We start from the raw sequence: 25620 nt of genomic DNA on the forward strand, positions 1-25620 counted from the left end.
CGGGCCGCGATGCTGCTCGTGTCGTACCGCAACCGCACAGCTGCGCTGGTGGCTGATGGCTTACCTTAGGTGCATGTCCGGGGAAGCCGCACGACGCAGCCCAACGGCGGACCGTATCCTGCGCGCGGCCGCCGAGCTCATCTCGTTGCGGGGCTACTCCGCCACCTCGACCCGGGAGATCGCCGCCGCTGTCGGCGTCGAGCAACCGGCCCTCTACAAGCACTTCTCCTCGAAGAAAGACATCCTCGCGGCGTTGGTGCGGCTTGCTCTGGAGCGTCCACTGGCGGTGGCCGACGAGCTTGCGGCGGTGCGCGCCCCGGCGGTGGTCAAGCTGCACCGTTGGCTCCAGGAGGCCTACGAGTATGTGAATCGCTCGCCCAACGTACTGGCCGCCCTCATCATCACTCCGGAACTGCAGCAGGACGACGCTTTCGCGGCCGAACAGGCGCTGGTTTCGAAGATCGAGCCGGTGATCGTGGATCTCATTCGGGCGGGACAGGACGAAGGCGATGTGCGCGAACTGAATCCGGTTTCGGCAGCGAGGCTGATCGAGGCGATGTTCGACGCAGTGACGTTCCCGGATCTCGCGGTCGATCCCGTTGAGATCGTGGAGTTCACCTTGGTCGCGTTGCTCTCCGATCCCGCTCGATTACCCGAAATCCGTTCCGCTGCTGATGCTTTGGAGATCAGCACGGAATCCGTACATCCTCCGCGATGAGCGCGGCTGCCGTGGCCGGCGCTGGTTCGGCGGCTGATGGCGCCGAGCGTGCGCTGACGGCGCCGACGGTGCCGTCAGGGCGGGCCGCGGCGCATGTTCCCGCCCTACATACACAGTCAAAGCCGTCACTGCACACTCGAAACGGCGGTATGACAGCCGACTCGGTGAGCACGTGTGGACCTCCACCTGGGGTCCATGTGAAAGATGCGATTGCTTGGTCCAGGACTCCGTGCAGTGCGGTGACGAGATCAGCACGGGACTAAGACGGATTAAGACGGGCCGACGACGGAAAAGTCGCCACTTCCCGCCAATGCCGCCTGCACCTGCTCGCGGGTGAGTTCCACATCGGCCGAAATCCGCACTGTCGACGGGCCGTCGGCATCCAGATCGACGGCGACGGAGTTGACGCGCTGCAGGGCCGTCAGTGCGTTGGTGACGGTGTCGACGCACCCCGCACAGCGCAGTCCGTCGACGGAGAAGGTCTGTTCGGCCATCATTGACTCCCAAAGTTACGTAACCGCAGGCTGTTTGACACCACAAAGAACGACGAGAACGCCATTGCGGCACCGGCGATCAGCGGGTTGAGCAGGCCGGCGGCGGCGATCGGGATGGCGGCGACGTTGTAGCCGAACGCCCAGACCATATTCATCCGGATGGTCCGCAAGGTGGCGCGCGCCAGATCCAGTGACTGCGGGACGATGTGCAGGTCGTCGCGGACCAGGATGATGTCGGCCGCACCGATCGCGACGTCGGTGCCGCGCCCGATCGCGAGCCCCAGGTCGGCACCCGCCAGGGCGGGACCGTCGTTGATACCGTCGCCGACCATGGCGACGGTATGTCCCTCGTCGCGCAGGCGCTGGATCACGCTGACTTTGCCTTCGGGCAGCACATCGGCGATGGCGGTGTCGATGCCGACCCGGGATGCGACCGCGTCGGCCACGGCCCGATTGTCGCCGGTGAGCAGCAGGGTCTGCAGCCCGCGGGCGCGCAGTGCCCGGATCGCGTCGGCCGCCGACTCCTTGACCGTGTCGGCAATCGTGACGGCGGCGCAGGCCACGCCGTCCACCGACACGAAAACTATTGTCTCGCCGCGTGACTCGCCTTCGCGACGGGCACCGTCCAGCGCGGCGTCCGACGGTGTGTCGCGGGTGATCCAGGAGGGTTTGCCGACTTCGACGTGGTGGCCGTCGACAATTCCCGACACGCCGCATCCGGCAACCGCGGCGAACTCGGCGACTGGAGCCGGGGCCGGCGACGCCGCGACGATAGCAGTCGCCACCGCATGCTCGGAAGCCGCTTCCACGGCGGCGGCGAGCGCCAGGACCTCCGCGGAATCGCGCCCGCCGGCCGTCGTCACCGTGCTCACCCGCAACTGGCCGACGGTCAAGGTGCCGGTCTTGTCGAACACCACGGTGTCGATACCGTGGATGGTTTCCAGCGCCCGGTAACCCTTGATGAAAATTCCCAGCTGCGCACCCCGGCCGGAGGCCACCATCATCGCCGTCGGCGTCGCCAGCCCCAGCGCACACGGGCAGGCGATCACCAGTACTCCGAGCGTCACCGAGAATGCCCGGTCCGCCCCGGCGCCGCTGAGGAGCCAGCACCCACCGGCCACTATCGCGATGGCAAAGACGACCGGCACGAACACCGCGGAGATCCGGTCGGCCAGGCGCTGGGCGCCGGCCTTCTGCGCCTGTGCTTCCTCGACCAGGCGAACCATCGCGGCGAATTGGGTGTCCGCGCCCACGGCGGTGGCCTCGATGACCAGGCGGCCGTCCAGCACGACGGTGCCGCCCAGGACCGGGGAGTCCGGGGCCGCCCGGACCGGCTTGGCCTCGCCGGTCATCGCGCTCATGTCGACTGCCGCGGTGCCGTCGGCGACGACCCCGTCGGCGGCGATGGTTTCGCCGGGACGGGTCACGAAGCGCTGCTGCTTTTTGAGTTCGCCCGCCGGGATCACCAGTTCGGCCCCGTCGGGCAGCAGCACCGTCACATCCTTGGCGCCCAGCGCAGCCAGCGCGCGCAACGCGCTACCGGCCTTGGATTTGGCCCGGGCCTCGAAGTACCGGCCGGCCAGGACGAAGACCGTGACCCCGGCGGCGACCTCGAGATAGATGGAGTCGCTGTTGAGGATCGCCTGCCAGATTCCGCGGCTCTCCCGCGGATGCTTGTCGACGAACACGGTCGACAGCGACCAGGCGGTGGCCGCAGTGATGCCCACCGAGATGAGCGTTTCCATCGACGCCGTCCGGTGCCGCGCGTTCCGCAGCGCTACCGAGTGGAACGGCCAAGCGGCCCACGTCACGATGGGGGCGGCCAGCGCGGTCAGCACAAATCCCCAGCCGGGGAACCTGGCGCTGGGCACGAGCGCGCACATGGTCGACAGATCGGCCAGCGGCACGAAGAGCACCGCCGCCACCAGCAGCCGCCATAACAGTTTGCGGGCATGCTCGGCGTCGGGATCACGCTCGTCGGTGGCCGACTCCGCATGCGGGACCGCGTGGTATCCGGCGCTTTCGACCACCTGGCACAGCTCGTCGGCCGCTAGGCCGACGGCATCGATCGTCGCGACGCGGGTGGCGAAGTTGACCGATGCCCGCACCCCGGGAACCTTGTTCAGCTTCGTTTCGACCCGGCTCGCGCAGGCGGCGCAGGACATTCCGGCAATATCGAGCTGGATATATGCCGGCGACGCCTGCGCAGAGCCGAGGTCGGAGTCCCCCACAACTGGAGCCGCCACGGCCCTCCTCGGATTGGCTCGGATTGGCTGGGATTGGCCAAAGTGCTGGTATCAGCCTACAAGTCGGACACCGGCGGCTATCGGTTCCCGCTATCGGGAATGCTCGTTGACCAGTGCGTACAGCCGCCACCGGCCCGGCACGCCTTTGAGTTCGTGTTCACCGCGCTCGGCGAAGCTGTGTTTGGAGCCGGTAACGATGTCGCGCACCGTCGAGGACACCAGCACCTCCCCGGGTTGGGCGAGCGCCATGACGCGTGCGGCGATGTGCACGGCCATGCCCGCGACGTCGCCGTGATCGCCTTTGAGAGCGCTACGCACCTCGACCTCACCGGCGTGGATGCCGACTCTGACCTCGATGCCGAGCACCCGGACCGCGTCGACAACGGCGGCCGCGCAGGCGATCGCGGCGCTGGGGCTGCTGAACGTCGCAACAAACCCGTCGCCCGCGGTGTTCACCTCATGACCGCCGAATCGCTGGATTTCGTGACGGACCAGGCTGTCGTGGTTGTCGAGCAGGTCGCGCCACCGGTCGTCACCGAGGGCGGCCGCGCGCTGGGTCGAGCCGACGATGTCGGTGAACATGATCGTGGTGAGCACCCGCTCGGTGAGCGAGCCGCGCACTCCGGTGATGAATTCCTCGACCTCGTCGAGCAGCGCCGCGGTGTCGCCGACCCAGTACAGCGAATCGGAGCCGGGTAGCTCGATGAAGCGTGATCCGGCGATGTGAGCGGCCAGGTAACGGCCGTGTTCGACCGGAACATATCTCGAGCGCCCCCGGTGCAGGATCAGCGTCGGCGCGCTGATGTGCTGCAGGCAGTCGCGCGCATCGGAATCTCGCACGGCGTTGTTGAACGCGCGAGCCGCGCTGGGCGATGCCGCGCGGTTACCGGCGAGATCCCACCAGGAGCGGAAAGCGTCGTCCCTGGCCACGCTGGGGGCAAGGATGCGCAGCACATCAAAACCCTGCTCGACGGCATCCGGCTCTATCGCGACGGTAAGGAACGGGTCGGCCGTCTTCGGGTCGATTCCGATCTCGTAGTCGGGCGCGCGCATCGTGCGTGCCGAGCCATCGACGACCACCAGGCTCTGCACCCGTTCGGGATAGCGGGCGGCCAGAACCAGCGCCGTCGTCGCGGTGAAGCCGGAGGTGAACACCGTGGCCCGCTCGCATCCCGCCGCATCCATGACCGCGACCGCGTCCTCGGCCCAGAACTTGGGACCGAGCAGCTCCGCTGACGGAACGCGAGACGACAGGCCGACCCCGCGATGGTCGAACCGGATCACCCGGCTGAACGAGGCCAGTCGCCGGTGGAAGCGGTACATCGACGGCTCGGCGTCGATCGTGTCGACCGGAATGGTCGGCCCCGGCACGACGAGCAGGTCGATCGGACCGTCGCCGAGCACCTGGTAGGCGATGTCCAGGTCGCCGCACCTGGCGTAGCGGGTCCTGGGAGTGGGGGGCACCTGTGACACGGCTACCCGCTGACGATCGGGACGAGATAGCGCGCGGCGTAGTCGCGGACGGCCGCATCGTCGGAGGTGTCGAGGCGGTCGGTGGGGAACATGATGATGCCCACGGCCACGCGCAGCAGGATGTCGGCGACGTCGGCGAGGTCGGCGTCGGGGAGGTCGGCACCGCAGCGCCGCAGGGTGCGCGCGATCCTGTCGGCGAATTGGCCGATCGGGAAGACGTGCGATCTGGAGAACATGCCGAACAGTTCGGGTTCGCTCTCGGCGATGCGCGCATACAGCGGCGAATCTTCGATGAGCCGCACCCCGAGCGCGAACGCCTCGATCACCGCCTGCTGTGGATCGAGGCCTTCGGTGGCGGTGTCGAGCGTGGTGAAGAACAGTTCGGCTTCGCGGCGCACGACACGTTCGAAGAGTTCGTCCTTGGTGGGGAAGCGCCGATAGATGGTGCTGCGGCTCACTCCGGCGCGCGCCGCGACGTCTTCGATGTTGGCCCGGCGCAGGCCGTAGGTTTCGAACACGGTGCGCGCGGTGTCCAGGATGGTTCGGTCGAGGCCGGTGATCGACTCGGCCCTGTCGGTGCTCGTTTCGGCGCCCATCCTGGACTGCATGATAGTTCTGCGGGGGTGCCGAGATTGCTGCCACGGCTGCGGTCTTCTGGTGATCCACGACCTTCACGGCAATCTGGACGCTGCATTGCCGGCATCTGGCCGCCCAGCTAGCTTTGATACAAAGAAACAGAATTGTGTCACTGCTTCACGGGGAGGCGGCGCGGAGGCTCGATGACGTCTGAATTGACCGCTGGAGCGAGATTCGACACCGGTGTTCGGGAAGGGCTGCCGGTGCTCGTCGAGCAACCCGCTGACCAAAGCGCCTTGCCGCGGCTGGGTCCGGATTCGCTGATCTGGAAGTTCTACGGGGATCACCGCACGCAGATCTTCGGCTTCCAGCGCGTCGCGGGCACCGAAAACTGTATCGAGCAGCTCGCGCAGGGGGTCTTCGATCATTCGGTGATTTTCAGCGACACCCTGGGCCGAGCCAGGCGGACGGCACCGCCGCTGATGAAAACGGTGTACTCCGAGGATCCCCATTCGTGGGGCCGCACGGTGCGCGACTTCCACAAGTCGATCAAGGGCACCATCAGCGACGGCTCGAGGTATCACGCGCTGAACCCGGAGTTGTTCTATTGGGCGCACGCCACCTTCGTTGACCAGGTCCTCTACACCGCGGACATGTTCATCCGACGGCTGTCGCGCGCGGAGAAGGAGCAGATCTTCGAGGAAAGCAAGACCTGGTACCGCCTTTACGGCGTCAGCGATCGGGGCCAGCCGCAGACCTACGACGAGTTCTGCACCTACTGGGAGGGCATGCTCGAGCGGTTCGTCCCGCACCAGACGGTCCGGTACGGCACCGGTTACCTGCGCAAAGGGATACCGGGTCCACGCAAGGTTCCCGGCCCGATCTGGAAGGTCTTGTCCGCGCCACTGAACGCCTACGCCCGGCTGGTCATCGTAGGGACGTTGCCGCCGCAAATGCGCGACGTGTGCGACCTGGACTGGGATGCCAGGAAGGAGAAGCGATTCCGGCGGTTCGCGGCGCTGGTCCGGGCGCTGAATCCGCTGATCAACCGGCTACCGCTGCGGTTGGTCTACGCGCCGTGGGCAGCCGACGCGTGGGCTCGTTGCGGCGTCGACCCGCGCAAACTGCACAACCGCCGTGGGACAGGGTAGAACCACGCAGACGGGAGCCCCTTGCATCGCGATGGCGGCCGTGCGCCAAGATTGCCAAGATAGGCAAGATAGTGAAAACGCAACGGGGAGATCTGGTCGGATGAGTCTGGCAACGCAGGCGGTTACCAAGGCCTTTGAACAGGCGCTTGAACAGGCCGGCACCAGACTGGCCAACCCGGCACGCCTATCGGATCCCGACAAACTGCGCGGCGCCGTCTCCGGCAAGACCGTGTTGGTGACCGGCGCGTCCTACGGTATCGGCGAGGCGACCGCCCGCAAACTGGCCGCAGCCGGAGCGACCGTGCTGATCGTGGCCCGATCGGCCGACCGGCTCGACGATGTCGCGGCTGCCATCAACGCCGGCGGCGGCGCAGCGATCGCCTATCCGGCCGATCTCGCCGACGAGGCCGCGGTCAGCGTACTGACGAAGCACATCAACGAGAACCACGGTCCGCTGGACATCGTGGTGAGCAACGCGGGCAAGTCGCTGCGCCGGTCGCTGCACGACCAGTACGACCGGCCGCACGACTTCCAGCGCACCATCGACATCAATTATCTGGGGCCGATCTGGCTGTTGCTGGGACTGCTGCCGGCGATGCGTGAGGCCGGCCGCGGGCACATCGTCAACGTCTCCAGCGTCGGAGTACGCGTGGTGCCCGGCCCGCAATGGGGCGCCTACCAGGCATCCAAGGGAGCCTTCGATCGCTGGCTGCGCAGCGTTTCACCGGAGTTGCACGTCGACGGTGTGGATGTGACGACGGTTTACTTTGCGCTGGTGCGCACTCGGATGATCGAGCCCACACCCATCCTCGGTCGACTTCCCGGCCTGTATCCCGATGAGGCCGCCGACTCAATCGCCAAAGCGATCATCGAGCGGCCCCGAACCAACGAACCACCCTGGCTCTGGCCCGCCGAAATTGCCTCGGTATTGCTGGCCGGACCGGCCGAACGCGCCGCAGGGTTGTGGCACCGCCGGTTCTTCGCCGGCTCGGCGCGGACGGAAGGGTGACGATGGTCGGCAGCGTGGTCAGCACGGCGGCTCGGGCGGTGCTGTTTTCCGGACTGCTCAGTCCGCCGGCCCCGGTCGCGCTGCTGCGACTGGTCCGCGAGCTGTATCGGGGCGGCATGAATCTGTACACCCTGCTCGCTGTTGCCGCGGCGCGATGGCCGGACCGGACCGCGATCATCGACGACGACGGCGCGCTGAGTTACCGCGAACTGCAGTCGATGACCGAGTCGATTGCCCACGAACTCTCGGATTCCGGCGCCGGGGCCGGCCAGGCGGTGGGCGTGATGTGCCGCAACGGCCGCAATTTCGTCACGGCGGTGTTCGCCGCGAGCCTGGTGGGCGCTGACGTGGTCTTGGTGAACACCGAATTCCGCAGCACTGCACTGGCGGCCGCACTGAATTCTCACCAAGTCCGAATAATCCTGTGCGACAAGGAATTCGTCGATCAAGTCGCCGAAACCGGGGAGTTGGCAACGGTAATCGATCCGCAGACGGTCACCACCACGCGCGGTGGTGTCCGGCCCGAGGTTGTCGCTTCGGGCCGGATCATCCTGTTGACTTCGGGTACCACGGGCGTGCCCAAGGGGGTGCCGCGCACCCCCAAGGTGAGTTCCGGCGTGGGGGTCGGTGTGACAATTCTCGAGCGCACCCGCCTGCATGTCGGCTCGCGAATGGCCTTGGCCACGCCGATGTTTCACGGCCTGGGCTTCGGCATGCTCACGCTGACCATCGGCCTCGGCGGCACGGTACTGACCCGGCGGCGCTTCGATGCCGAAGCCGCGCTGGCGCAAGCGTCGCTGCACCGGGCCGACGCGCTGAGCGCGGTGCCGGTCATGCTGGCCCGCATCCTGGATCTGCCCCAGCGGGTGCGGGCGCGGAACCCGGTTCCGTGCCTGCGGGTGGTGATCTCCAGTGGAGACCGGCTCGATCCGGGCCTGGCGCGACGGTTCATGGATACCTACGGCGACATCCTCTACAACCTGTACGGCTCCACCGAGGTCGGCATCGGATCCCTGGCCACGCCAGCCGACTTGCGGGTCGCCCCGGAAACGGTGGGCAGGCCCGTTGCGGGCTGCCCGATCCGCATTTTCGACCGCAACGGCAGGCCCGTCGGTCCGCGGGTCACCGGGCGCATCTTCGTCGGAGGCGAACTGAACTCCGACGGCTATACCGGCGGCGGCGGCAAAGCCGTCATCGACGGCATGGCCAGCACCGGCGACATGGGTTATCTCGACGGGTCCGGCCGGCTCTACATCGTCGGGCGGGAAGACGACATGATCGTCTCGGGCGGTGAGAACGTCTACCCGCGTGCTCTGGAAAATGCGCTCGCCCAACACCCCGGCGTCGCCGAGAACGCTGTCATCGGCGTTCCCGACGAACGGTTCGGTAATCGATTGGCCGCGTTCATCGTTGCCCGTCCCGACTGCGACCTCGACCCCGAGGAAATCCGAGAGTACGTGAAGGGCAAGGTATCCCGATTCGAGCAGCCCAGAGACATCCACATCGTCAGCGCTATCCCGCGCAACTCGACGGGCAAGGTGCTGCGCAGGGAGCTACTGGCCCTTGCGGCCCCGGAATCTCACTCCTGATCGTCGTCGGGTGCCAGGCCGATGGTGCTGGCCAACCACTTCGGCGCCAGGACCGAAACCACGGTGGCTCCGGCGGTGGCGCCGAACACACCCGTCCAGGCGACCGGCCCCAGCGGTGTGCATCCGAAAAAGTGGCTGACAACCGGGGTTTGGATGATGCCCACCAAGACGGCCGCGCTGCCTAGCGCGGTCGCCACGACCAGGGGGCTGTGCCGCCGGGTCAGTAGAGTCTGCGCCAACTGGGTGGTCACCAGCGCGGTCAATCCCATTGTCGAGGTACGGCGTTCGGTTCCCGGTGTCCAGCGGCCGATGGCCCAGGCCGCCGTCGCACCGGCCGCCGTGACCGCGCCGCGGGTGACGATCTGACGCATCAGCGGCGCGTCGAGGGAGGGCGTCGGGCCGGTCAGCACCGCCCGACGGTGGGCGCGACGGGCCTCCTCGGCCTCTTCCTCGGACTCGTATTCGGCCTCGTCGGGTGCGGCATACTGCGACGTGACGGCCACGGCAAGGGCCGGGAACATGTCGGTGAGCAGGTTGACCAGCAGCAGCTGGCGGGTCCCCACCGGCGCGCGGCCGGCCCCGAACGCGGTCCCGATGATGGTGAACAGCACCTCGCCCACGTTGCCGCCGACCAGGATGGTGACCGCGTCGCGCACCCCGGCCCACATGCTGCGGCCCTCGACCAGCGCGTCGAGCAGTGCGCTGAGATCGTCGTCGGTCAAGACGATGTCGGCTGCACCGCGGGCGGCCGACGAACCGCGACCGCTCACCCCGATACCCACGTCGGCCATCCGGATGGCGGCGGCGTCGTTGGCGCCGTCGCCGACCATCGCGGTCACCCGTCCGCAGCGTTGCAGGGCGGCGACAATCTGTACCTTCTGCTCCGGGCTGACCCGGGCGAATACTGGCACGTCGGCGGCGATTTTGGCGCAGCCGTCCTCGTCGAGGTTGGCCAGTTCGGCTCCGGTCACGACCCGCACGTCCGGCGGCAGGCCCAGCTGACGTGCGATCGCCCGCGCGGTGACCGGATGGTCGCCGGTGATCAGCACCACGTGCCGCTCGGCATCCAGCAGCGCCTCGATCAACGGCCGCGCCGAGGGGCGCGCCGTGTCGGCCAGACCGACATAGCCCAGCAGTTCCAGATCGTGGGCCGCGGCGTCGACGGCGTCCGCGTCGGTGTCGTCATCGTCGGCGGTGTCATGCACCCAGGGACGCTGGGCGACCGCCAGCACCCGCAAGCCCTGCTCGGCGAGGCTGTGCACCAGCGACTCGGCATGTGCCAGGTCGGCGTCGGGGTCGGCGAACCGGCAGCGCGGCAGTATCGTCTCCGGGGCGCCCTTGAGCATCAGCACCGGCGTGGCGTCGTCCCCGCCCGTCCTGCCGATAGCGGCCGCGTAGCCCCGACTGGATTCGAAGGGAACCTCGGCCACCAAGGTCCACTCCGAATCACCTTGGCCATCAAGAGAATTCGCTGCAACCAGGATCGCCTCATCGGTGGCGTGGGCATGTCCTTGTCCGTCGTGGGGCTGGGTGGAGGCGCGTGCGGCGGCCCGCAGCACCGCCGCCGAGCGCGGATCGTCGGGATATGGCTGTTCCGGGGTGGCCGAGCTTGGCAGGGCGCACACCACCCGCAGCCGGTTCTCGGTCAGCGTGCCGGTCTTGTCGAAGCAGATGGTGTCGACTCGGCCCAGCGCTTCGATGGTGCGCGGGGCGCGCACCAGCGCACCGCGCGCGGTCAGTCGCTGCGCGGCGGCCAGCTGGGACAGGGTGGCGACCAACGGCAAGCCTTCGGGAACTGCGGCGACCGCGATGGCGACGCCGTCGGCGACCGCCTGACGCAGTGAAGCTCGCCGCAGCAGCGCCAAGCCGGTCACCGCGGCGCCGCCGGCGAGCGTCAGCGGCAGGACCTTGCTGGTGAGATCCCGCAGCCGGGCCTGCACCCCGGCCGAGGTCTCGACATCGGCGACCGCCGAGATGGCGCGGTGTGCCGCGGTACCGACGCCGGTGGCCACGACGATGGCCCGGGCGCGACCGGCCACGATGGTGCTGCCCTCGAACAGCATGCTGGCCCGCTCGCCGTCGTTGACGGCTACCGGCTCCACCTGCTTTCCCACCGGCAGCGACTCACCGGTGAGCAGGGACTCGTCGACCTCGAGGTCCTCGGCGACCAAGACTCGGGCGTCGGCCGGAACCACCTCCGGTGCGGCCAGGTCGATGACATCGCCGGCGCGCAGCGATTTCGCCGACACCGTGACGGTGCGGGTGGCGTTGCGGGCCGCCTCCAGCCGGCGCCGGGTGGTCGCGACCGCCGGGACGACGACGCGGCGCACCAACTGGTCCTGCTCGGCGAACAGCTCGGCGGCCGCCGCCTCGGCCCGCAACCGTTGCGCCCCACCGGTGATCGCGTTGATCGTCATCACGCCCGCGACCAGCAGTGCATCGACGTTGCTGCCGACGATCGCCGAGGCCGCCGCGCCGACGGCCAGGATCGGAGTCAGCGGATCGGCGAGCTCGTGCCGGGTGGCGGCCGCCAGCTTCACCAGGTTCCGCGCCGGTTTGCGCAGCGGCGCCAGCACCGGGGTGTAAGAGAGGTCGTCGAGACGACGCCGCCATTCCGGGGTCCCCGGCTCGTCCGCCAACGGCCGGGATCCGCCGGCCAGGCGCGAATAGACGATCTCGGGGTCCAGGGCGTGCCAGGCGGTCAGCGGTTGCGGGGCGGGATCGGGCAGCCGCAGCACCTTGCCGGCCGAGAACGCGCCCGACACCAAAGCGGTTGCGGCAGCGGCATTGACGGGGTTGAACCAGCGTCGCAACGAGAGCGGATTGGTGGTCCGCCGCGGATCACCGGTGACCAGCAGCAGGCCGGCCAGGGTGGTGCCGCCCTGAGCGAGGCGCACCGCGGATTCGCTGGCCGACCGCGCCACCGGCAGCGCCGACAGGATTCGCACCGCGGCGGCGAGATCGGTGCCGGTGATGATGTCCGCCGTCCACGGCGTGGCCGCGCGGGGATCGTCGAGGGCCACCCCGATGTCGGCGATGGCCAGCGCGGCCAACGTATCGGTGGAGGCGAAATCCCGGTGCAACGCGGTGATCAGCAGCACCGGGCCACGATCCGCCCGCAGTTCGCGCACCAACCTCAGCAGTGGCGTACCGGGCGGATGCGTCGCGCCGACGCTGGCGGCCAAGTCCTCGGTGCCGGCGACATGGCGCAAGACCACCCGCGCTCCGGTTCGGTGTGCGGTCTGCAGCAACGCGATCGCGTAGGGGTCGACCTCCCATCCGACGTCGACGCTGCCCACGGCCTCGCCGTCGACAATCAGGTCGGCACGCTCGAGGCCCTGCGCCGGAGCCGCCGAGGACCCTTGTGCCCGAACCCATTTCAACCGTGCGCCCGTTGCGGGCAATTCGTCGGGGTCGGGCTCTGGTGCCTCCTCGCCGTGCAGCAGCGCGTCGGCAACCTCGTAGACGCGGTCGTCATCCCAGCCGGGCTCGTCCCCGCGCGCCCGCAAGACGGCACGGTGATCACCGCGTAGCGCGGCGCCGTCGATGACGACGACTTTCACCCGATCGAGCCGCCGCAACGCGCCCGGGTCGAGGATCAGTTGCCCGGAGTTGGCCAGGCCGCGACCCAGGATCGTGGCGAACGACTGCCGACCCAGGTGGGCCGCCTTCGGCACTCCGGCCAGGATGGCCTCGCCGGCCTCGGCGGGTCCGCCGCCGGCCAGCAGCGCGCCCACCGCTGCCACCGCCGAGCCGTTGGCGGCTTGGTCCACGTAAGTCTCGACCGGCCCGGCCATCGAACCCTTGGCGGTGTCGATCGCGGCGTCGATCGCCCCGTCGACCACGATGTGCGAGGCGTCGCCGGCGGCCGTGGCCGCCCAGTTGTGCCGGGGCGCATGCGAATCCGGACCCGCCGACGAGATGACCGGGACCACCGGCGCCTGGGGCCGGTCGGGCGAGGCGAGCTCGGGCTCGCGGGCGCGCCATCGTTGGCGATGCGCTGCGGCCTCGGACAGCTGCAGGCCGCGCTGGGCCAGGTTCAGCAGCGGGGTGCCGACCGATTGGCTCAACCCGGACGCCACGGCCGTCGAGGCGCTGAGGGCAAGGTCGGTGCCGACCCGGCCCAGCCGGGACTCCAGCACCGCCACCACGCGAGGCTGGTTGTTCAGCAGCGCGGCCGCCGCGCGCGCACTTCGCGGCGCGACGGGCAGCCGGGTGAACCAGCCGGTCACCGACGCCCCGAGCGCTACCACGTCCATCGCCGCCGCGGTCAACGGCACCAGAATGGCCAGTGGGTTTCCCGGGTCGGCGAAGGGCGCGGTCCGCGGTGCCGACACGGTGGAGGTGAGGTCCGCAGCGACGGCACACACCGTTTCGCGCACCTCGTCCACGACGGCGTCGCTGTCGGCATCGGCCGCGATTTCGAGCACCAAGCGGCCCAATGCGCCTTCCACATGGGCCTTGGCGACTCCCGGAATCCGGCGAACCGGCTCCTCGAGCACCGCCGCATGCTCGTGCCATCGGGGAAACGGCAGCAATGGATCGAGGTCCAGGTGAACTCGACGCCCGCTATGCCAACGCATCGGCGGCGCGAGGCGCCCGGCCCGTTCGGTAGCCGCATTCGTCATCCCGAGCGCATGTCCGGTCGACTGAGCCGCGGCCTCCACCACCGGAACGATCAGCTCCAGCATCGGGCTGGCCAGCATCTCCACCGCACCCGCAGCGCTGGCCACACCACTCACCCCGGCCCGCACGGCCTGTGCGGCCCCTCCGGTGATCCCGCCGACGACGTCGGCCACACCCGGAACCCTCATTCCGCCACCTCTCAGTGCTTACCTCGGCTTTACAGGGGCCTTACCGGGGCCTTGCCGGGGCCTTGCCGGGGCCTGCCGCGGCTTACCGCGCCCTAATACTCGCGGCGTGTCGACGACCTGTCCACACGGCGTGCGGTGGGCCCGGCTACCGAGTTGACGGCAAACCGAATGAGCTAAACAGGCTCGGATCGAGAAAGACGGTCATCGCGGCGATCCCGGTGGCACCCAGGGTCAGGATATGCACGGAACGAGCCCCGCAGCACATTACCGTGGCCGCGCCCGCGAGAGCTGTGTCAACCGGTCGCCGGTGACGGGGCTACCCGGAACAGATATTCGCGGTTGAATTTCGTCTACAGAATGCGGTGGTTCGCCCGGCCAACGTGGTAGCCGGTGGGAAAGGACTTTTCGATGACCTGCAATCGATGGTCCACCCTGGACTCGAGCTCGAGCACCACACAGCCATCACTGACGGTCTTCGATTCGAGAACTATGTACCTTTGACCACCACCGTTGATATCGGTGATCGGGTCACCCGAGTGCAAATTTTCGACGGCCACCAATTCAGGGGTTCCGTGTGACTCCACGGAACACACAGTAAGGCAATTCAGTGCACCAGGGAACACCCCGAATGCTCGAGCGACGTCGAGACCCGGCCGGGTGCCGGGCCGGCGGCAGGTCTTGAGCCCCTGGTTACGGTTAACCGAAGGACCATGTTTATATCGGCTGGAGCGGAACATTCCTTCCCGGCGGATGCCGGATCGTCGTTACGCTCAATTCCTGCCGGCTTCTCGGCACTGCCTCGATCGGAGATGTGAGCGATGGTATTTGTGATCGCGTCGCCCGAAATGGTTGCGGCAGCCGCGGCGGATCTCGCGAGCATTCGCGCCGCGATCAGCTCGGCCACCGCTGCCGCCGCGATCCCGACCACAGGTGTCTTGGCCGCCGGTGCCGACGAGGTGTCGGCAGTCATCGCCGCGCTGTTCGACGCGCACGCGCAGGCATATCAGGCATTGAGTGTCCGGGCGGTGGCTTTTCACGACCAGTTTGCCCGGGCGCTCGACGCGGGCGCGAACTCCTATGCGGGGGCCGAGGCGGCCAACGCGTCGCCCCTTCAGGTATTGCAGACCGTGGAGCAGAACGTGCTCAATGCGGTCAATGCGCCCACCCAGGCCCTGTTGGGCCGCCCGCTGATCGGCAATGGCACCAACGGGCTGCCCAACACCGGCCAGGACGGCGGGCCGGGTGGCCTGCTGTACGGCAACGGCGGCAACGGGGGCTCCGGCGGACCGGGCCAGCTTGGCGGCAACGGCGGTTCGGCGGGACTGATCGGCAACGGTGGGGCGGGCGGGGCGGGCGGCCCGGGCACCCCCACCTCGGTGGTCGGCAAAGCCGGCGGGGCGGGCGGCAGCGGCGGGTGGCTGATCGGCAACGGTGGTGGCGGAGGGCCGGGCGGCGTGGGCGCGCTGGCCGTGGACGCCAATGGCGGGCCGGGCGGTGACGGCGGTAACGCCGTCGGGCTGTTCGGCAACGGTGGCCCCGGTGGTACGGGCGGGGTGAGTGGGCCAAGTCCTTCCGGCGGCGATGGCGGCAAAGGGGGTAGCGGTGGCGATGCCGGGATGTTCGGATTCGGTGGCGCTGGCGGTGACGGCGGCATCGGCGACGATACCGGCGGGCATGGCGGTGCCGGTGGCATCGGCGGGCTGGTGGGTGACGGCGGTGGCGGCGGGGCCGGTGGCTTCGGCAGCAATGGCGACGGCGGTGATGGCGGCGACGGCGGCAACGGCGGTGTCATAGGAACCGGCGGCGCCGGCGGGCTTGGCGGCGTTGCGGGCAACGCCGGCGGAACTGGTGGTGGCGGCGGCCACGGCGGCCGGGGCGGCACGTTCGGCGACGGCGGTGCCGGCGGTGACGGCGGACGGGGCGGTTTAGCCGGTGGCCTCGGCGGTAAGGGCGGCGACGCCGGATTCTTCGGCAACGGCGGCGTCGGCGGCGATGGCCAATACGGCACCACCTCCTCGGCCGGCGGTATCGGCGGTAACGGCGGCATCGTCATCGGCAACGGCGGCAACGGCGGCATGGGCGGCATGGGCGTCCCGGGCGCCAAGGGCGGCAACGGTGGCAACGCGATCGGGCTGTTCGGCCAGGGCGGGACCGGTGGTACCGGTGGTTTCGGTATCGGCGGCACCAACGGTGGCGACGGGGGTGACGGCGGCTTCGGCGGATTGATCGGCAGCGGCGGCGCCGGCGGTGTCGCCGGCACCAGCATCGGACAGCCGGCCGCCGGTGGTAACGGCGGCAACGCCCGTTGGATCGGCGATGGTGGTGACGGTGGGGACGGCATTTTCGGCGGGCCTGGAGGGGCCGGCGGCACGGGCGGCACCCTGTTCGGCTCCGACGGTGCCTCGGGGGCGAGCTAGCCGGCGCCGGTGGGGGTTTCGGCGTCAGCCCGGCGTTGCTTGAAGAACACGCTGACGCGGCAGATCAGGCCGGAGTCGTTCTGCTCGAAGAGGATGCATTCGGGCCATTCGGCGGGCGCGCCGTCGATCTCGAAGGATTCGGTCAACTCGACGTAGGACAGCCGCGCGTCCACCTTAGCGACCCGTTGTACCCGCAGCCGGTGGTCTTTGAGATCGGTGAGCACCTTACGCAGGTAGCCGACATAGTGCTGTTTGCCCTCGATGACATCGCAGAACGGGCCCTCCCGCGTCAGGCCGTCGTCGGCGATGGTGGCGGCCAGGCCGTCCCAATCATGGTCAGCCAGGCAGGTCAGGTAGCGCTCGACAACGCCGGCGCCCGACGCCGGGGACTCCACGGGAAATCACAGTACGGCAACGCGGCGGATTCCAAGAAGGCCAAAGACCAAGCCACCAGGACCAAGCAAGACTAAGAGCGCCAAGAGATATGCGTTCGGCAACCCGCCGCCCCGGCGGTGGCGACCCGGGCAAGAATGGTGCGATGAGTAGTCCCAGCGCGCCGGAGTCGCCGGCCGAAGCGCCGACCTGTTACCGGCATCCGGGCCGTCGGGCCTACGTGCGCTGCAACCGTTGCGAACGGTATATCTGCGCGGACTGCATGCGCGACGCCGCTGTCGGACACCAATGTGTGCAGTGCGTCCAAGCGGGCGCCCGGACCGTTCGACAGCCGCGGACCCGCTTCGGCGGTCGGCAGCGGTCGGCCACGCCGGTGCTCACCTACACGCTGATAGTGATCAATGTGCTGGCTTTCGTCGTGCAGATGTCGTCGGGGAATTTGGAAAAGCAACTGGCCCTGTGGTCACCCGCGGTGGCCGACGGCCAGCTGTATCGGCTGGTGACCTCGGCGTTCCTGCATTACGGCGCGACGCATCTGCTCCTGAACATGTGGGCGCTGTATGTCGTGGGCCCACCGCTCGAAATATGGCTGGGGCGACTGCGTTTCGGCGCGCTGTACGCCCTGAGCGGGCTTGGCGGGTCGGTGTTGGTCTACTTGCTGTCGCCGCTGAATACGGCGACCGCGGGCGCATCGGGGGCAATCTTCGGCCTGTTCGGTGCGACCTTCGTGGTGGGAAAACGGCTGGCCCTCGACGTGCGCTGGGTCGTCGCGGTCATCGTGATCAACCTGGTCTTCACCTTCGTCGTTCCGGCGGTCAGCTCACAACTGATCAGCTGGCAGGGACACGTGGGCGGGCTGGTCACCGGGGGGCTGGTCGCGGCGGCCTACGTCTACCCGCCGCGGGAACGCCGGAACGCGGTCCAAGTCGCTGCGACGGTCATTGTCCTGATTGTGTTGGCCGGGCTGACCTGGTGGCGCACCGCCAGTCTGCTCGCTGAGTTTTCGGCATGAGCCGGTGGGTGGCGTGCGCCGATCGGGCGTTGTCCGAATCGGTACCGGCGCCACCGGATCGGGTCCGCGATTTCTACGTGGACCTGGACAAGATCAAGCTCGCGCACCCACTGATCATGTCGGTTCAGCCGACGGGCCGCCGCGAAACCGCGCAGGGTTATCTGCAGAGCTATCGAGTGGTAGATCGAATCCCGTTGGGGCCGTTTGCTATCCGGACCAGCTACCGGGCACGGCTGTACGTCCCCACCGACGGCGATGTCAGCACCTTGGCCGACCAGTGGCCGGGGGTCCAGTTATGCGCAACGGTGAGTTTCGAGCCGATCGACACCGGGACCCGGCTCACCGAGCGAATCCGGATCACCGCGCCGCGGCTACTGGCCGCGTTCACCACCCGCGAGGCGGTCAAGGCGCATCGGGCAATGCTGTCCGGCATCCGTCGCCACTTCGAATGCCGCTCGGCGTGACCGGCAAGCGCCTGTCGGCAGGTTAGCTTGCCGCTGCGATGGCGCTGCCAGCGTGCGCTTACCTCTCGCTGAAGTCCGAGGCCCGCGCCCAAGAATTCGGTCAGCGGGTAGCCAACGCGCCCAGCCGGGCGTCGATGAGTTCGACCAGCCCCGGGCCGGGTTCGGTGGTGAGGTCGGTGGTGTCGAAGCAGGCCCAGTAGCCATCGCGGATCTCGGCCTGCATGCCCGGCGGAAATTTTGGACCAGCACGTTCCAAAACGACGGCGATCACACCGGATTGCAGCAGGATGGCTGCGATGGGTTAGTCGTGGCCGCTGAAGATGATTCGCATCATTTTCAGATTGATGCGAGCAAAACGCCAGAACTGGACCAGAAGGTTCTGCCGCATGCGAAGCTTCGCACCGGTGGGCAAAGGAGCGTCGGCGATGCGCTCGGCGGTCTGGACGTTCACCTCCGAGTCGCTGTTGTCCGCATCCATAGGGGCCATGGGAGCGCCTTTCATTCAGGGATCAGCCACCAGAACGGCCTGGCCTTGGCCTTGTAGATGAACAGGTAGTGCAGGAGCACTTTGATCCAGTGGCCGGCCAGTCCGAGCTCGCCGGATGTGCCGGCGATGTCGCGGCCGGTCTGCGGGTAGCGCACCCGGTCGGGAACGACCGGAAACATCGTCATCGCGGCAGCCGAACCTTCGCGAAAGCCGGTCCCAGCCGACGCGATGCACGCGGCGCCCATGGTAGCCATGGAGGCGCGATGGGCCGGAGCTGTGGCGTTTTTGGTGATGCGGTCGCGAATGGTCTCCGCGACCGTCTTGGCCATGATGCCCGACGGCATGCCGGTGCGCGGTGGGCTGGGGGTGATGACCGTCCCGGTGAGGCTTTTGCGCGGTCGGGATATCGGGTGCGGGGGCGCGAATGCAATGCCCGGCGCGAAGATGTTCGGGTAGGCGACGGACTCGTAGGTGTGTGGCCAGTCCTCGGCGGACCACTGGTCGTACGGCTTGCCCGAGTAGTCCGCGTCGACCTTGAGGAAACCGGACGGCGCGAAAAGCGTTGAGGTGATGTCGTTGCCGGCGTTGTCGTAGGCAGCCAGGCTGGCGCCCCTGAACGGTGGCAGCAGCATCGCGAAGTCGAAGTCCAGATCGTGCTCCTTGCCGTCGAGCTGCTCGTATCGCAGCTTGCAATCCATCACCTCGTGCACATGGGCCTGCGTGATGGCCCTGACGCCGCGTTCGCGAAAAAGCGACTCGGTCCACAACCGGCTGGATTGCATGAAGCCCTTGTCGACAAACCTCATGCCGTCGACTCCGAAGTCGCCCAGTTCGTACTCGTTGGTCAGGTAGATGACCTCGGCCAGATCTCGCACTCCGGCCGAGCGCAGTCTGTGCTCGACGTTGAAGGTGTACTCGAACGCCGCGCCTTCGCAGGTGCAAGTGCCGTGTCCGACGCCGATGACGAGGCGCTGCTTCTGGCCCGCTTTCAGCTTGGCGATGACCGCGTCAAGCGCCTTGGCGGCCTCGGCCGCGTGGGCGGCGGTGCACACCGAGTACGAGTGTCCGTCGGGCCCGAGGCCAGGTGTGGCCGCGAAATTCAGCTGGGGGCCGGTGGCATTGATGAGGTAGTCGTAGGTAACGCTGCCGGTCTCGCCGTGGCGGGCGTCATCGGTGTAAGTGAAGTCCACCGATGACGACGTCTGTGCACCGGTGCCCTCAGGTCGGATGGCAGTCGCCAGCGCCTGGTGGAAGATGATGCCCTTGCGCTGGTAGATCGGCTTGAGTGGGATCAACACCTGCGCCGGTTCCATGCGGCCCACGCCGACCCAGATGTTGGACGGAATCCAGTTCCAGTCCGCGTTCGGCGAGATCACCACGATTTCGTGCTTGCGGGCAAGCCATCGGCGCAGATGCAGAGCGGCAGTATGTCCGGCGATGCCGGCGCCGAGGATAACGACTCGTGCCATGGTCGCTCCTTGTCGAATTTGGCTAACAGGCTACTTGCGGCTGCTCATCCGATAGTATACCCCCTAGGGTATCGCGGGAAGTCGCTCACCGTCTAGGACGACGGCGACTTGGGAGGCTCGGGTCAGCGACCCGAAGCGAGCAGTATCACCAGTCTCAGGCGGTCCGCTTCGGACTACACCTGGGTGGACAACGTGGACGGCAGCAAAGGCGTATTCATCATCGCAGAGGGCTTGCTGATGTACTTACAGCCCAACAGGCCATGGAGCTGATCACCCAGTGCGCCGAGCGGCTTGCCGGCGGGGCAGATATTCTTCGACCTACCGCCGACCATCGTCAAAAAGATCGCGCCTAAACCGAGTGGATACCCCCACCGCGTCTCGAGCGCGGCCAACCCCGCATCAACACGATGCGCCATCCCGAAAAACTCCTCCACGCAGACGAGGACGAGCCAATTGCTAACCCGCGTGACGGACCGAATCTATTCGGTTATCCACCGCGCGGTCAGCGCCGATTCGGAGAGGTATTTCGTGGAGCTCCAGCCGCCGTCGACGACGATCGTCTGGCCGTTGATGAACGAACCGCCGGGGGAGCACAGGAACGCCACGGTGCTGGCGACGTCGTCGACGGTGCCAAGCCGGGTATGCGGCGTCATCTCCATATTGATCCGCCGGAACCGCTCCTCCTGCAGCCGATGCTCGGTCATGGGTGTCTGAATGACCCCGGGAGCCACGGCGTTGCACCGTATTCCCTGCGCACCGTATTGGCAGGCGATGTGGGTGGTCAGCGCGGTGAGGCCGCCCTTGGCCGCCGAATAGGCCCCGCCGCGCAATCCGCCGACGACAGCGAACGTCGAGGTGATGTTGACGATCCCGGAGCCCGCGGGCATGTGCGGCAACACTTCGCGGGTGAGGCGAAAGGGCGCCCGCAACATCAAGTTCAGGAAGTAGTCCAGGGATTCGTCGGCGGTCTCGTGCAGCGGCTTCGGGTTGCCCACCCCTGCGGCGTTGACCAGGAAATCGATGTGATCCCAACGGGTTACCACGACGTCGGTGATCCGCCGGGGGGCGTCGTCGTCGGTCAGATCGACTGCACAGGTGGCCACTCGGTCGGGATCGCCGATGGCACGTGCCAACTCAGCCAGCTTGTCGGCATTGCGTCCCGTCGCCAGCACCGCCATCCCCATCTCGGCAAGCCTTGTCGCGCAACCGAAACCGATCCCACCCGTTGCACCCGTGACGACCGCCACCTGCATCTCACGACTCGACTTTCATCAGCGCCGCCTTGATGTGATGCTTGAGCACCTTTCCCGCCTCATTCTTCGGCAGGTCATCCCAGATCACCAGCTGTTCGGGAATTTTGAACCGCGCCAGGCCGGCGGCTTCCAGGTAGCTGCACAACTGGGCCAGCTCCGGGCCGGGCGGACTCGTGGGTACGACGACGGCGCAGGCCCGTTCCCCGGTGCGCTCGTCGGGCAGTCCGACGATCGAGATCTCGGCGATGCCGGGATGGTTGACCAGAATGTCCTCGACTTCCTTCGGGGAGATGTTCTCGCCGTTGCGGATGATGACGTCCTTGGCCCGCCCGGTGACCACCAGGTAGTCATCGTCGACCCAGCGTCCGAGATCTCCGGTGTGGAAATAGCCTTCGGCGTCGAACGATCCGGCCTCGTCGTCCGGGTGCTGGTAGCCGGCCAGCATCTGGGGTCCGCGCACCAGGATCTCCCCGGACACCAGCTTGACGTCGGCGAAACCGACCCGGCCGTCGGTGTTGGCGGCGTGGTCGAGGTCATTCGGTGAACCTACGGTGGTGACCGGCACCTCTGTCGAGCCGTACACCCGGGTGACGACGGCCGGTCCGAAATACGCGCTCGCCCTGCGGATCAGCGACGGAGATACGGATGCGCCGCCACACACGAACAGCTTCAGGTCGGGTAGCCGGGCATCGGCTCGTTGCGCGGCGGCGAGCAGTTGCTCCAAAAACGGGGTGGCGCCGGCCATATGCGTGCAGTGTTCGGCGTGCATGAGCCGAAGCGCGTCCTCGGCGTTCCAGCGGTCCATCAGCACAGCGGTGGTGCCCAGCAGCAGCGGGCATTCGAACGCATAGATGGAGCCGCCGATGTGGGCGATCGGTGACGGGACCAGGAAGGTGTCGCCCGGCTCGACCAGCCAGTGCTCACCAATCTGACGGATCAGCGCATGAATCGAATTATGAGTGTGCAGCACACCTTTCGCGCGCCCGCTGGTTCCCGAGGTATACAGGATCATGCGCACCGCATCGGGATCCGGCTCAGGCAGCTGGCGGCCGGTCACCGGTCCGGCGAACAGCGACCGGAATGGGAGCTGGCTCGGGAGGCAATCCCCCCGCACGACCACGACATCGGGTGGCGACGCCAGCCCGGCGGTCACCCGCCGCAACATCGCGCAGTAATCCTGGCGGCCGAAACGCGCAGGGACGAACACCATTCGGCTGTCGGCGTCTTCGAGGATGAACCGCAGCTCGCGATCCCGCAGGGACGGCAGGATCGGGTTGGCCACCAGTCCCGCCAGCGTTGCGGCGAGGTAGATCACCGCGGCCTCGTGCCAGTTGGGCAGCATGAACGACACCACACTGTTGCGGGGCAGGCGACTCAACAGCGCGTGCGCCAGCATCGTCGCCCGGCGGTAGAGGGTTTGGCAATCCAGCCGCTTATCGCCGTCGACCAGCGCCACCCGGTGCGGCGCGTGCCGCGCGCCCTCACGCAGCGCGTCGGCCAGCGTTTCGCCTGCCCACCAGCCGCGTGCATACGCTTCGGCGGCGCGTGCGTCGTCCCAACGGATCCATCGGCCGCCGATCAGCTTGCGGTCTGGGGCCATGGTCAGCCACGCATCCGCCGCATCGTCATCGAGTGACGAAATCGCGATGCAGGATGGGTGTTGAGCGTGACCTGGGCGACCCGCCCGTCGGACGCGGTGTAGGTACGCCGCACCTGCAGGGCAGGCGCACCCGGTTCGACATCGAGGCCTTCGGCCAGCGCCGGTGAAATGAGGACCGCGGCAATCTCTTGATGAACCTCGATGATACTGAGCCCGAACAGATCTTCGATCAGCGGGAAAATGGGACCGTGGTGGCGCTGCAGCAGCCTGCCGACCGCGGCAAACGCCCGGTTGACGTAGTACTCGGTGCGGCACAGCGCGATCCCGGCAGGCTCGGCACCTTCAGTAAGCCGAAATCCACGGACGGCCAGCCACTGCTCACCGCCAACCAGTCCGGTGTGGTCCGCCAACTCGTCGTCGACGGTGACCATGGCGATCGACTCGATCGCGAACCGGGTGCTGGTAGCGAACGCGAGCAGATCGTTGATCGACATGACGTGCTGGACATAGGAATCGGCCGACGGCCGCGGCATGACGAGCGTGCCGGTGCGTGGCCGCGACGACACCAGGTTGTCGTCGCGCAGCCGCCGCAATGCCTCACGAACCGTGTAGCGGCTTACCGCGAACCGCTCGCACAACTCATGCTCGGTCGGCAACTGCGACCCCACCGGGTAAACCCCGTCGACGATCTCCTTGCGCAGCGTCCGTGCCACCTGCAGATAGCGGTGGTCGATCGCCTTGGGTTCGGACACGTTGGCGCCCTTCAGGATTCCCGGGCCGACGGGCGAAGGGCCAGTATGCTGCCGTCGGCGTCCGCAGACACGTAAAGGGTGCCGTCGGGGCCGGCGGCGATGCCGGCGAAGGGGCCCTGTGGTCCGGAGAACGGCGGCATCCCGCGCAGCGGCTTGGGCGCGACCCCGGGCGGCGCGCCGATCGGCAGATCGGATGCGATGGTGTGCCGGTCGCCGCTGCCGAGGTCGAAACAGACGAGTTCCTTTGCGCCGGAGTCGACGACGAATACGTGGCGGCCGAGCGCCAGAATGCCCTGGGGACGCTGCAGCCCGATCAGCAGCGTGCCGCTGTCGCCGATACCGCGCACCCGTCCGGCGCCTGCCTCGGAGACCAGGCAGGTGCCGTCGGCTGTGATTGCCACGCCAATCGGCTCAACCAGGCCCGAGGCCAGCACGTCGACCCGGCCGCGATCGATCGACAGCACCCGTCCGGTCCCCAGCTCGGCCACCACCACGGCTCCGGAGGGAGCCACCACCACGCCGTAGAGTTGGTCGAATCCGCTTGCCAGGACGTCACTTTCGCCGGCTTCCGGCCGGTAGCGGGCCACCTCGCCGTTGGACGTGGTGACCACGAATTCCCCCGGGCAACCGGCCGTCACGCCACGCAGGAAGCCGGGATATCCCGGCGTGAACAGCATCCCGGCGGTGCGCAGCGTGCCGTCCCCCGAAAAGCCGTAGAAGTAGGTTCCGTCGGCGATGTAGAGATCTCCGTCCGTGCCGACCGTCAGGTCCAGCGGCCAATTCAACCCCCCTTCCAGCGCCGGGCGGGCGGTACCATCGCGAAGGATTTCGGTGATCGCACCGGTGAAATTCGAGACGAACAGCCGCTCACCGACAAACGTCAGGTTGTCCAGGCCGGGAGTCAGCGTCGCCAGCACCGTGCGGTCCCCGGTGCGCGGATCGATCGCCAGCACCTGCCCGCTGTGCACCTGGGTGGAGACGAGCCGGCCGTCGGGATCGAACTTCACCGCGTCGGGAACACCGAGGTCGCCGGCCACGCATTCCGGGACGCCTCCGTCGGGATCGATGCGCCAAATCTCGTTGGCGCCCATGACCGGAAAGTACAACAACCCGTCCGGCCCGACCTCCATGGCATTGGGCAACGGCACGTTTTCCAGCAAGACCCGCGGCTCACCACCGTTGAGGTCGAGTTCCAGCAGGCGTCCAGCCTCGCGGCACTCGCCGACGAACAACCGGCCGTCATGAAAGGTGATCCCGTTTGCGGACGGCAGGTCGTCCCGAAGCACCCGGGTGCGACCGGCCTGGTCGCGCAGGCTGACCCGCCCGTCCATCACCTCGGTCGCATAGAGGTTGCCGTCCGGGCCGAAGGCGATGTCGTCAGGTGCGACAATCTCGCCTCCTTTGGGGCTGATGGTGTCGAGGTGCCCGGACGCCAGATCGAGCGCGCTGATCTGACTGCCGGTCACCTGCGCGATGTAGACGCGGCCGTCCGGACCCGTGCGCAGACCGTTGGCGCCGAACAGGCGGCTGGGCGCGGTGAGCCGGGTCAGGCTCCAGCCTTCGGCGACGCGCGGTGGCCGCTCGGCCGGGTAGCGGCCTTGCGAGTGGGCCGTGTGGTGTCTCGATCCGGTTCCGGCTATCACTGCTCGGACCATAGCAATCGATCACTGGTCCAGACAATACTGCCGGCGCCATCCGGGGCC

General features: G+C 67.9%; 20 protein-coding genes and 2 pseudogenes. 8 read left to right on the plus strand and 14 right to left on the minus strand.

Going from position 1 to position 25620, the window contains the following annotated elements:
* The first annotated feature begins 73 nt into the window (after nt 1-73).
* Nucleotides 74-718 carry a TetR/AcrR family transcriptional regulator gene (locus MKAN_RS14915; protein ID WP_023369346.1) on the plus strand — a complete coding sequence of 215 codons (645 nt, stop codon included), beginning with the start codon at nt 74-76 and terminating at the stop codon, nt 716-718.
* A gap of 269 nt (nt 719-987) precedes the next feature.
* Here the strand turns inward: MKAN_RS14915 and MKAN_RS14920 are convergent, their stop codons facing one another.
* The 4 genes from MKAN_RS14920 to MKAN_RS14935 form a co-directional block, all read right to left on the minus strand.
* The gene (locus MKAN_RS14920; protein WP_036394879.1) at nt 988-1212 is read right to left on the minus strand and encodes a heavy-metal-associated domain-containing protein; all 225 of its coding nucleotides are present in this window, start codon (nt 1210-1212) and stop codon (nt 988-990) included.
* Nucleotides 1212-3458, minus strand: a complete 2247-nt coding sequence (locus MKAN_RS14925) for a heavy metal translocating P-type ATPase (protein WP_023369349.1) — start codon at nt 3456-3458, stop codon at nt 1212-1214. The genes MKAN_RS14920 and MKAN_RS14925 overlap by 1 nt, the downstream gene beginning before the upstream one ends.
* Nucleotides 3459-3548: 90 nt before the next feature.
* Nucleotides 3549-4931: an adenylate/guanylate cyclase domain-containing protein gene (locus tag MKAN_RS14930; RefSeq protein ID WP_036394881.1), complete on the minus strand. Its 1383-nt coding sequence runs from the start codon at nt 4929-4931 to the stop codon at nt 3549-3551.
* Nucleotides 4932-4933: 2 nt separating this feature from the next.
* Complete coding sequence (locus MKAN_RS14935) at nt 4934-5539, minus strand: TetR/AcrR family transcriptional regulator (protein WP_036394884.1); 606 nt, start codon at nt 5537-5539, stop codon at nt 4934-4936.
* Between the two features lie 171 nt (nt 5540-5710).
* Between MKAN_RS14935 and MKAN_RS14940 the strand changes: the two genes are divergently transcribed.
* The 3 genes from MKAN_RS14940 to MKAN_RS14950 all read left to right on the plus strand — a co-directional run bounded on the left by MKAN_RS14940 (nt 5711) and on the right by MKAN_RS14950 (nt 9256).
* On the plus strand, nt 5711-6658 hold the full coding sequence (locus MKAN_RS14940) for an oxygenase MpaB family protein (protein WP_023369355.1): 948 nt from the start codon (nt 5711-5713) through the stop codon (nt 6656-6658).
* A gap of 100 nt (nt 6659-6758) precedes the next feature.
* The gene (locus tag MKAN_RS14945) at nt 6759-7667 is read left to right on the plus strand and encodes an SDR family NAD(P)-dependent oxidoreductase (protein WP_023369357.1); all 909 of its coding nucleotides are present in this window, start codon (nt 6759-6761) and stop codon (nt 7665-7667) included.
* A 2-nt stretch (nt 7668-7669) separates the two neighbouring features.
* Nucleotides 7670-9256: an AMP-binding protein gene (locus MKAN_RS14950; protein WP_036395024.1), complete on the plus strand. Its 1587-nt coding sequence runs from the start codon at nt 7670-7672 to the stop codon at nt 9254-9256.
* Here the strand turns inward: MKAN_RS14950 and MKAN_RS14955 are convergent.
* Entirely contained in the window at nt 9247-14070 is a 4824-nt protein-coding gene (locus MKAN_RS14955) for a cation-translocating P-type ATPase (RefSeq protein ID WP_036394888.1), read from the minus strand. The two genes, MKAN_RS14950 and MKAN_RS14955, sit on opposite strands and share 10 nt — an antisense overlap.
* Before the next feature lie 350 nt (nt 14071-14420).
* Nucleotides 14421-14654 carry a hypothetical protein gene (locus tag MKAN_RS14960; protein WP_036394890.1) on the minus strand — a complete coding sequence of 78 codons (234 nt, stop codon included), beginning with the start codon at nt 14652-14654 and terminating at the stop codon, nt 14421-14423.
* Between the two features lie 234 nt (nt 14655-14888).
* On the opposite strand from MKAN_RS14960, the gene MKAN_RS14965 reads away from it, so the two are divergent.
* Nucleotides 14889-16487, plus strand: a complete 1599-nt coding sequence (locus tag MKAN_RS14965; RefSeq protein ID WP_023369365.1) for a PE family protein — start codon at nt 14889-14891, stop codon at nt 16485-16487.
* On the opposite strand, the gene MKAN_RS14970 is transcribed toward MKAN_RS14965, so the two are convergent.
* Nucleotides 16484-16882, minus strand: a complete 399-nt coding sequence (locus MKAN_RS14970; protein WP_023369367.1) for a nuclear transport factor 2 family protein — start codon at nt 16880-16882, stop codon at nt 16484-16486. The genes MKAN_RS14965 and MKAN_RS14970 overlap by 4 nt on opposite strands.
* Nucleotides 16883-17025: 143 nt before the next feature.
* Here MKAN_RS14970 and MKAN_RS14975 point away from each other — a divergent pair, with 143 nt between their 5' ends.
* Together MKAN_RS14975 and MKAN_RS14980 are read left to right on the plus strand one after the other, a co-directional pair.
* Complete coding sequence (locus MKAN_RS14975; RefSeq protein ID WP_036395025.1) at nt 17026-17892, plus strand: rhomboid family intramembrane serine protease; 867 nt, start codon at nt 17026-17028, stop codon at nt 17890-17892.
* Complete coding sequence (locus MKAN_RS14980) at nt 17889-18356, plus strand: SRPBCC family protein (protein WP_023369371.1); 468 nt, start codon at nt 17889-17891, stop codon at nt 18354-18356. Before MKAN_RS14975 ends, MKAN_RS14980 begins: the two co-directional genes overlap by 4 nt.
* A gap of 103 nt (nt 18357-18459) precedes the next feature.
* On the opposite strand, the pseudogene MKAN_RS32600 reads toward MKAN_RS14980, so the two are convergent.
* The 3 genes and pseudogenes from MKAN_RS32600 to MKAN_RS14985 form a co-directional block, all read right to left on the minus strand.
* A pseudogene (locus MKAN_RS32600) lies at nt 18460-18594 on the minus strand (IS256 family transposase); the annotation flags it as partial.
* 63 nt (nt 18595-18657) lie between these two features.
* Entirely contained in the window at nt 18658-18834 is a 177-nt protein-coding gene (locus tag MKAN_RS30520; RefSeq protein WP_023369375.1) for a hypothetical protein, read from the minus strand.
* A 20-nt stretch (nt 18835-18854) separates the two neighbouring features.
* Nucleotides 18855-20312 carry an NAD(P)/FAD-dependent oxidoreductase gene (locus MKAN_RS14985; protein WP_023369377.1) on the minus strand — a complete coding sequence of 486 codons (1458 nt, stop codon included), beginning with the start codon at nt 20310-20312 and terminating at the stop codon, nt 18855-18857.
* A 153-nt stretch (nt 20313-20465) separates the two neighbouring features.
* Between MKAN_RS14985 and MKAN_RS33035 the strand changes: the two are divergent.
* Nucleotides 20466-20666, plus strand: a pseudogene (locus tag MKAN_RS33035) (class I SAM-dependent methyltransferase); the annotation flags it as partial.
* A gap of 125 nt (nt 20667-20791) precedes the next feature.
* On the opposite strand, the gene MKAN_RS14995 reads toward MKAN_RS33035, so the two are convergent.
* The 4 genes from MKAN_RS14995 to MKAN_RS15010 are packed head-to-tail and all read right to left on the minus strand — an operon-like array spanning nt 20792 to nt 25572.
* A complete protein-coding gene (locus MKAN_RS14995) occupies nt 20792-21565 on the minus strand; it encodes an SDR family NAD(P)-dependent oxidoreductase (RefSeq protein ID WP_023369381.1) in 774 nt (257 codons plus the stop codon).
* Nucleotide 21566: 1 nt separating this feature from the next.
* Entirely contained in the window at nt 21567-23165 is a 1599-nt protein-coding gene (locus tag MKAN_RS15000) for an AMP-binding protein (protein WP_023369383.1), read from the minus strand.
* Between the two features lie 2 nt (nt 23166-23167).
* The gene (locus MKAN_RS15005) at nt 23168-23917 is read right to left on the minus strand and encodes a GntR family transcriptional regulator (RefSeq protein ID WP_023369385.1); all 750 of its coding nucleotides are present in this window, start codon (nt 23915-23917) and stop codon (nt 23168-23170) included.
* An 11-nt stretch (nt 23918-23928) separates the two neighbouring features.
* Nucleotides 23929-25572 (minus strand): SMP-30/gluconolactonase/LRE family protein, encoded by a 1644-nt coding sequence (locus MKAN_RS15010; RefSeq protein WP_023369387.1) that lies wholly within the window; start codon nt 25570-25572, stop codon nt 23929-23931.
* Nucleotides 25573-25620: the final 48 nt, after the last annotated feature.

It is taken from the genome of Mycobacterium kansasii ATCC 12478, from assembly GCF_000157895.3.
GTDB lineage: Bacteria > Actinomycetota > Actinomycetes > Mycobacteriales > Mycobacteriaceae > Mycobacterium > Mycobacterium kansasii.

Bases quoted from the DNA above. Each gene is read 5' to 3' on its own strand.
- MKAN_RS14915 (WP_023369346.1), top strand. From the start codon at position 74: ATGTCCGGGGAAGCCGCACGACGCAGCCCAACGGCGGACCGTATCCTG.
- MKAN_RS14920 (WP_036394879.1), bottom strand. From the start codon at position 1,212: ATGGCCGAACAGACCTTCTCCGTCGACGGACTGCGCTGTGCGGGGTGC.
- MKAN_RS14935 (WP_036394884.1), bottom strand. From the start codon at position 5,539: ATGCAGTCCAGGATGGGCGCCGAAACGAGCACCGACAGGGCCGAGTCG.
- MKAN_RS14940 (WP_023369355.1), top strand. From the start codon at position 5,711: ATGACGTCTGAATTGACCGCTGGAGCGAGATTCGACACCGGTGTTCGG.
- MKAN_RS14945 (WP_023369357.1), top strand. From the start codon at position 6,759: ATGAGTCTGGCAACGCAGGCGGTTACCAAGGCCTTTGAACAGGCGCTT.
- MKAN_RS14950 (WP_036395024.1), top strand. From the start codon at position 7,670: ATGGTCGGCAGCGTGGTCAGCACGGCGGCTCGGGCGGTGCTGTTTTCC.
- MKAN_RS14955 (WP_036394888.1), bottom strand. From the start codon at position 14,070: ATGAGGGTTCCGGGTGTGGCCGACGTCGTCGGCGGGATCACCGGAGGG.
- MKAN_RS14965 (WP_023369365.1), top strand. From the start codon at position 14,889: ATGGTATTTGTGATCGCGTCGCCCGAAATGGTTGCGGCAGCCGCGGCG.
- MKAN_RS14975 (WP_036395025.1), top strand. From the start codon at position 17,026: ATGAGTAGTCCCAGCGCGCCGGAGTCGCCGGCCGAAGCGCCGACCTGT.
- MKAN_RS14980 (WP_023369371.1), top strand. From the start codon at position 17,889: ATGAGCCGGTGGGTGGCGTGCGCCGATCGGGCGTTGTCCGAATCGGTA.
- MKAN_RS30520 (WP_023369375.1), bottom strand. From the start codon at position 18,834: ATGGATGCGGACAACAGCGACTCGGAGGTGAACGTCCAGACCGCCGAG.
- MKAN_RS14985 (WP_023369377.1), bottom strand. From the start codon at position 20,312: ATGGCACGAGTCGTTATCCTCGGCGCCGGCATCGCCGGACATACTGCC.
- MKAN_RS14995 (WP_023369381.1), bottom strand. From the start codon at position 21,565: ATGCAGGTGGCGGTCGTCACGGGTGCAACGGGTGGGATCGGTTTCGGT.
- MKAN_RS15000 (WP_023369383.1), bottom strand. From the start codon at position 23,165: ATGGCCCCAGACCGCAAGCTGATCGGCGGCCGATGGATCCGTTGGGAC.
- MKAN_RS15010 (WP_023369387.1), bottom strand. From the start codon at position 25,572: ATGGTCCGAGCAGTGATAGCCGGAACCGGATCGAGACACCACACGGCC.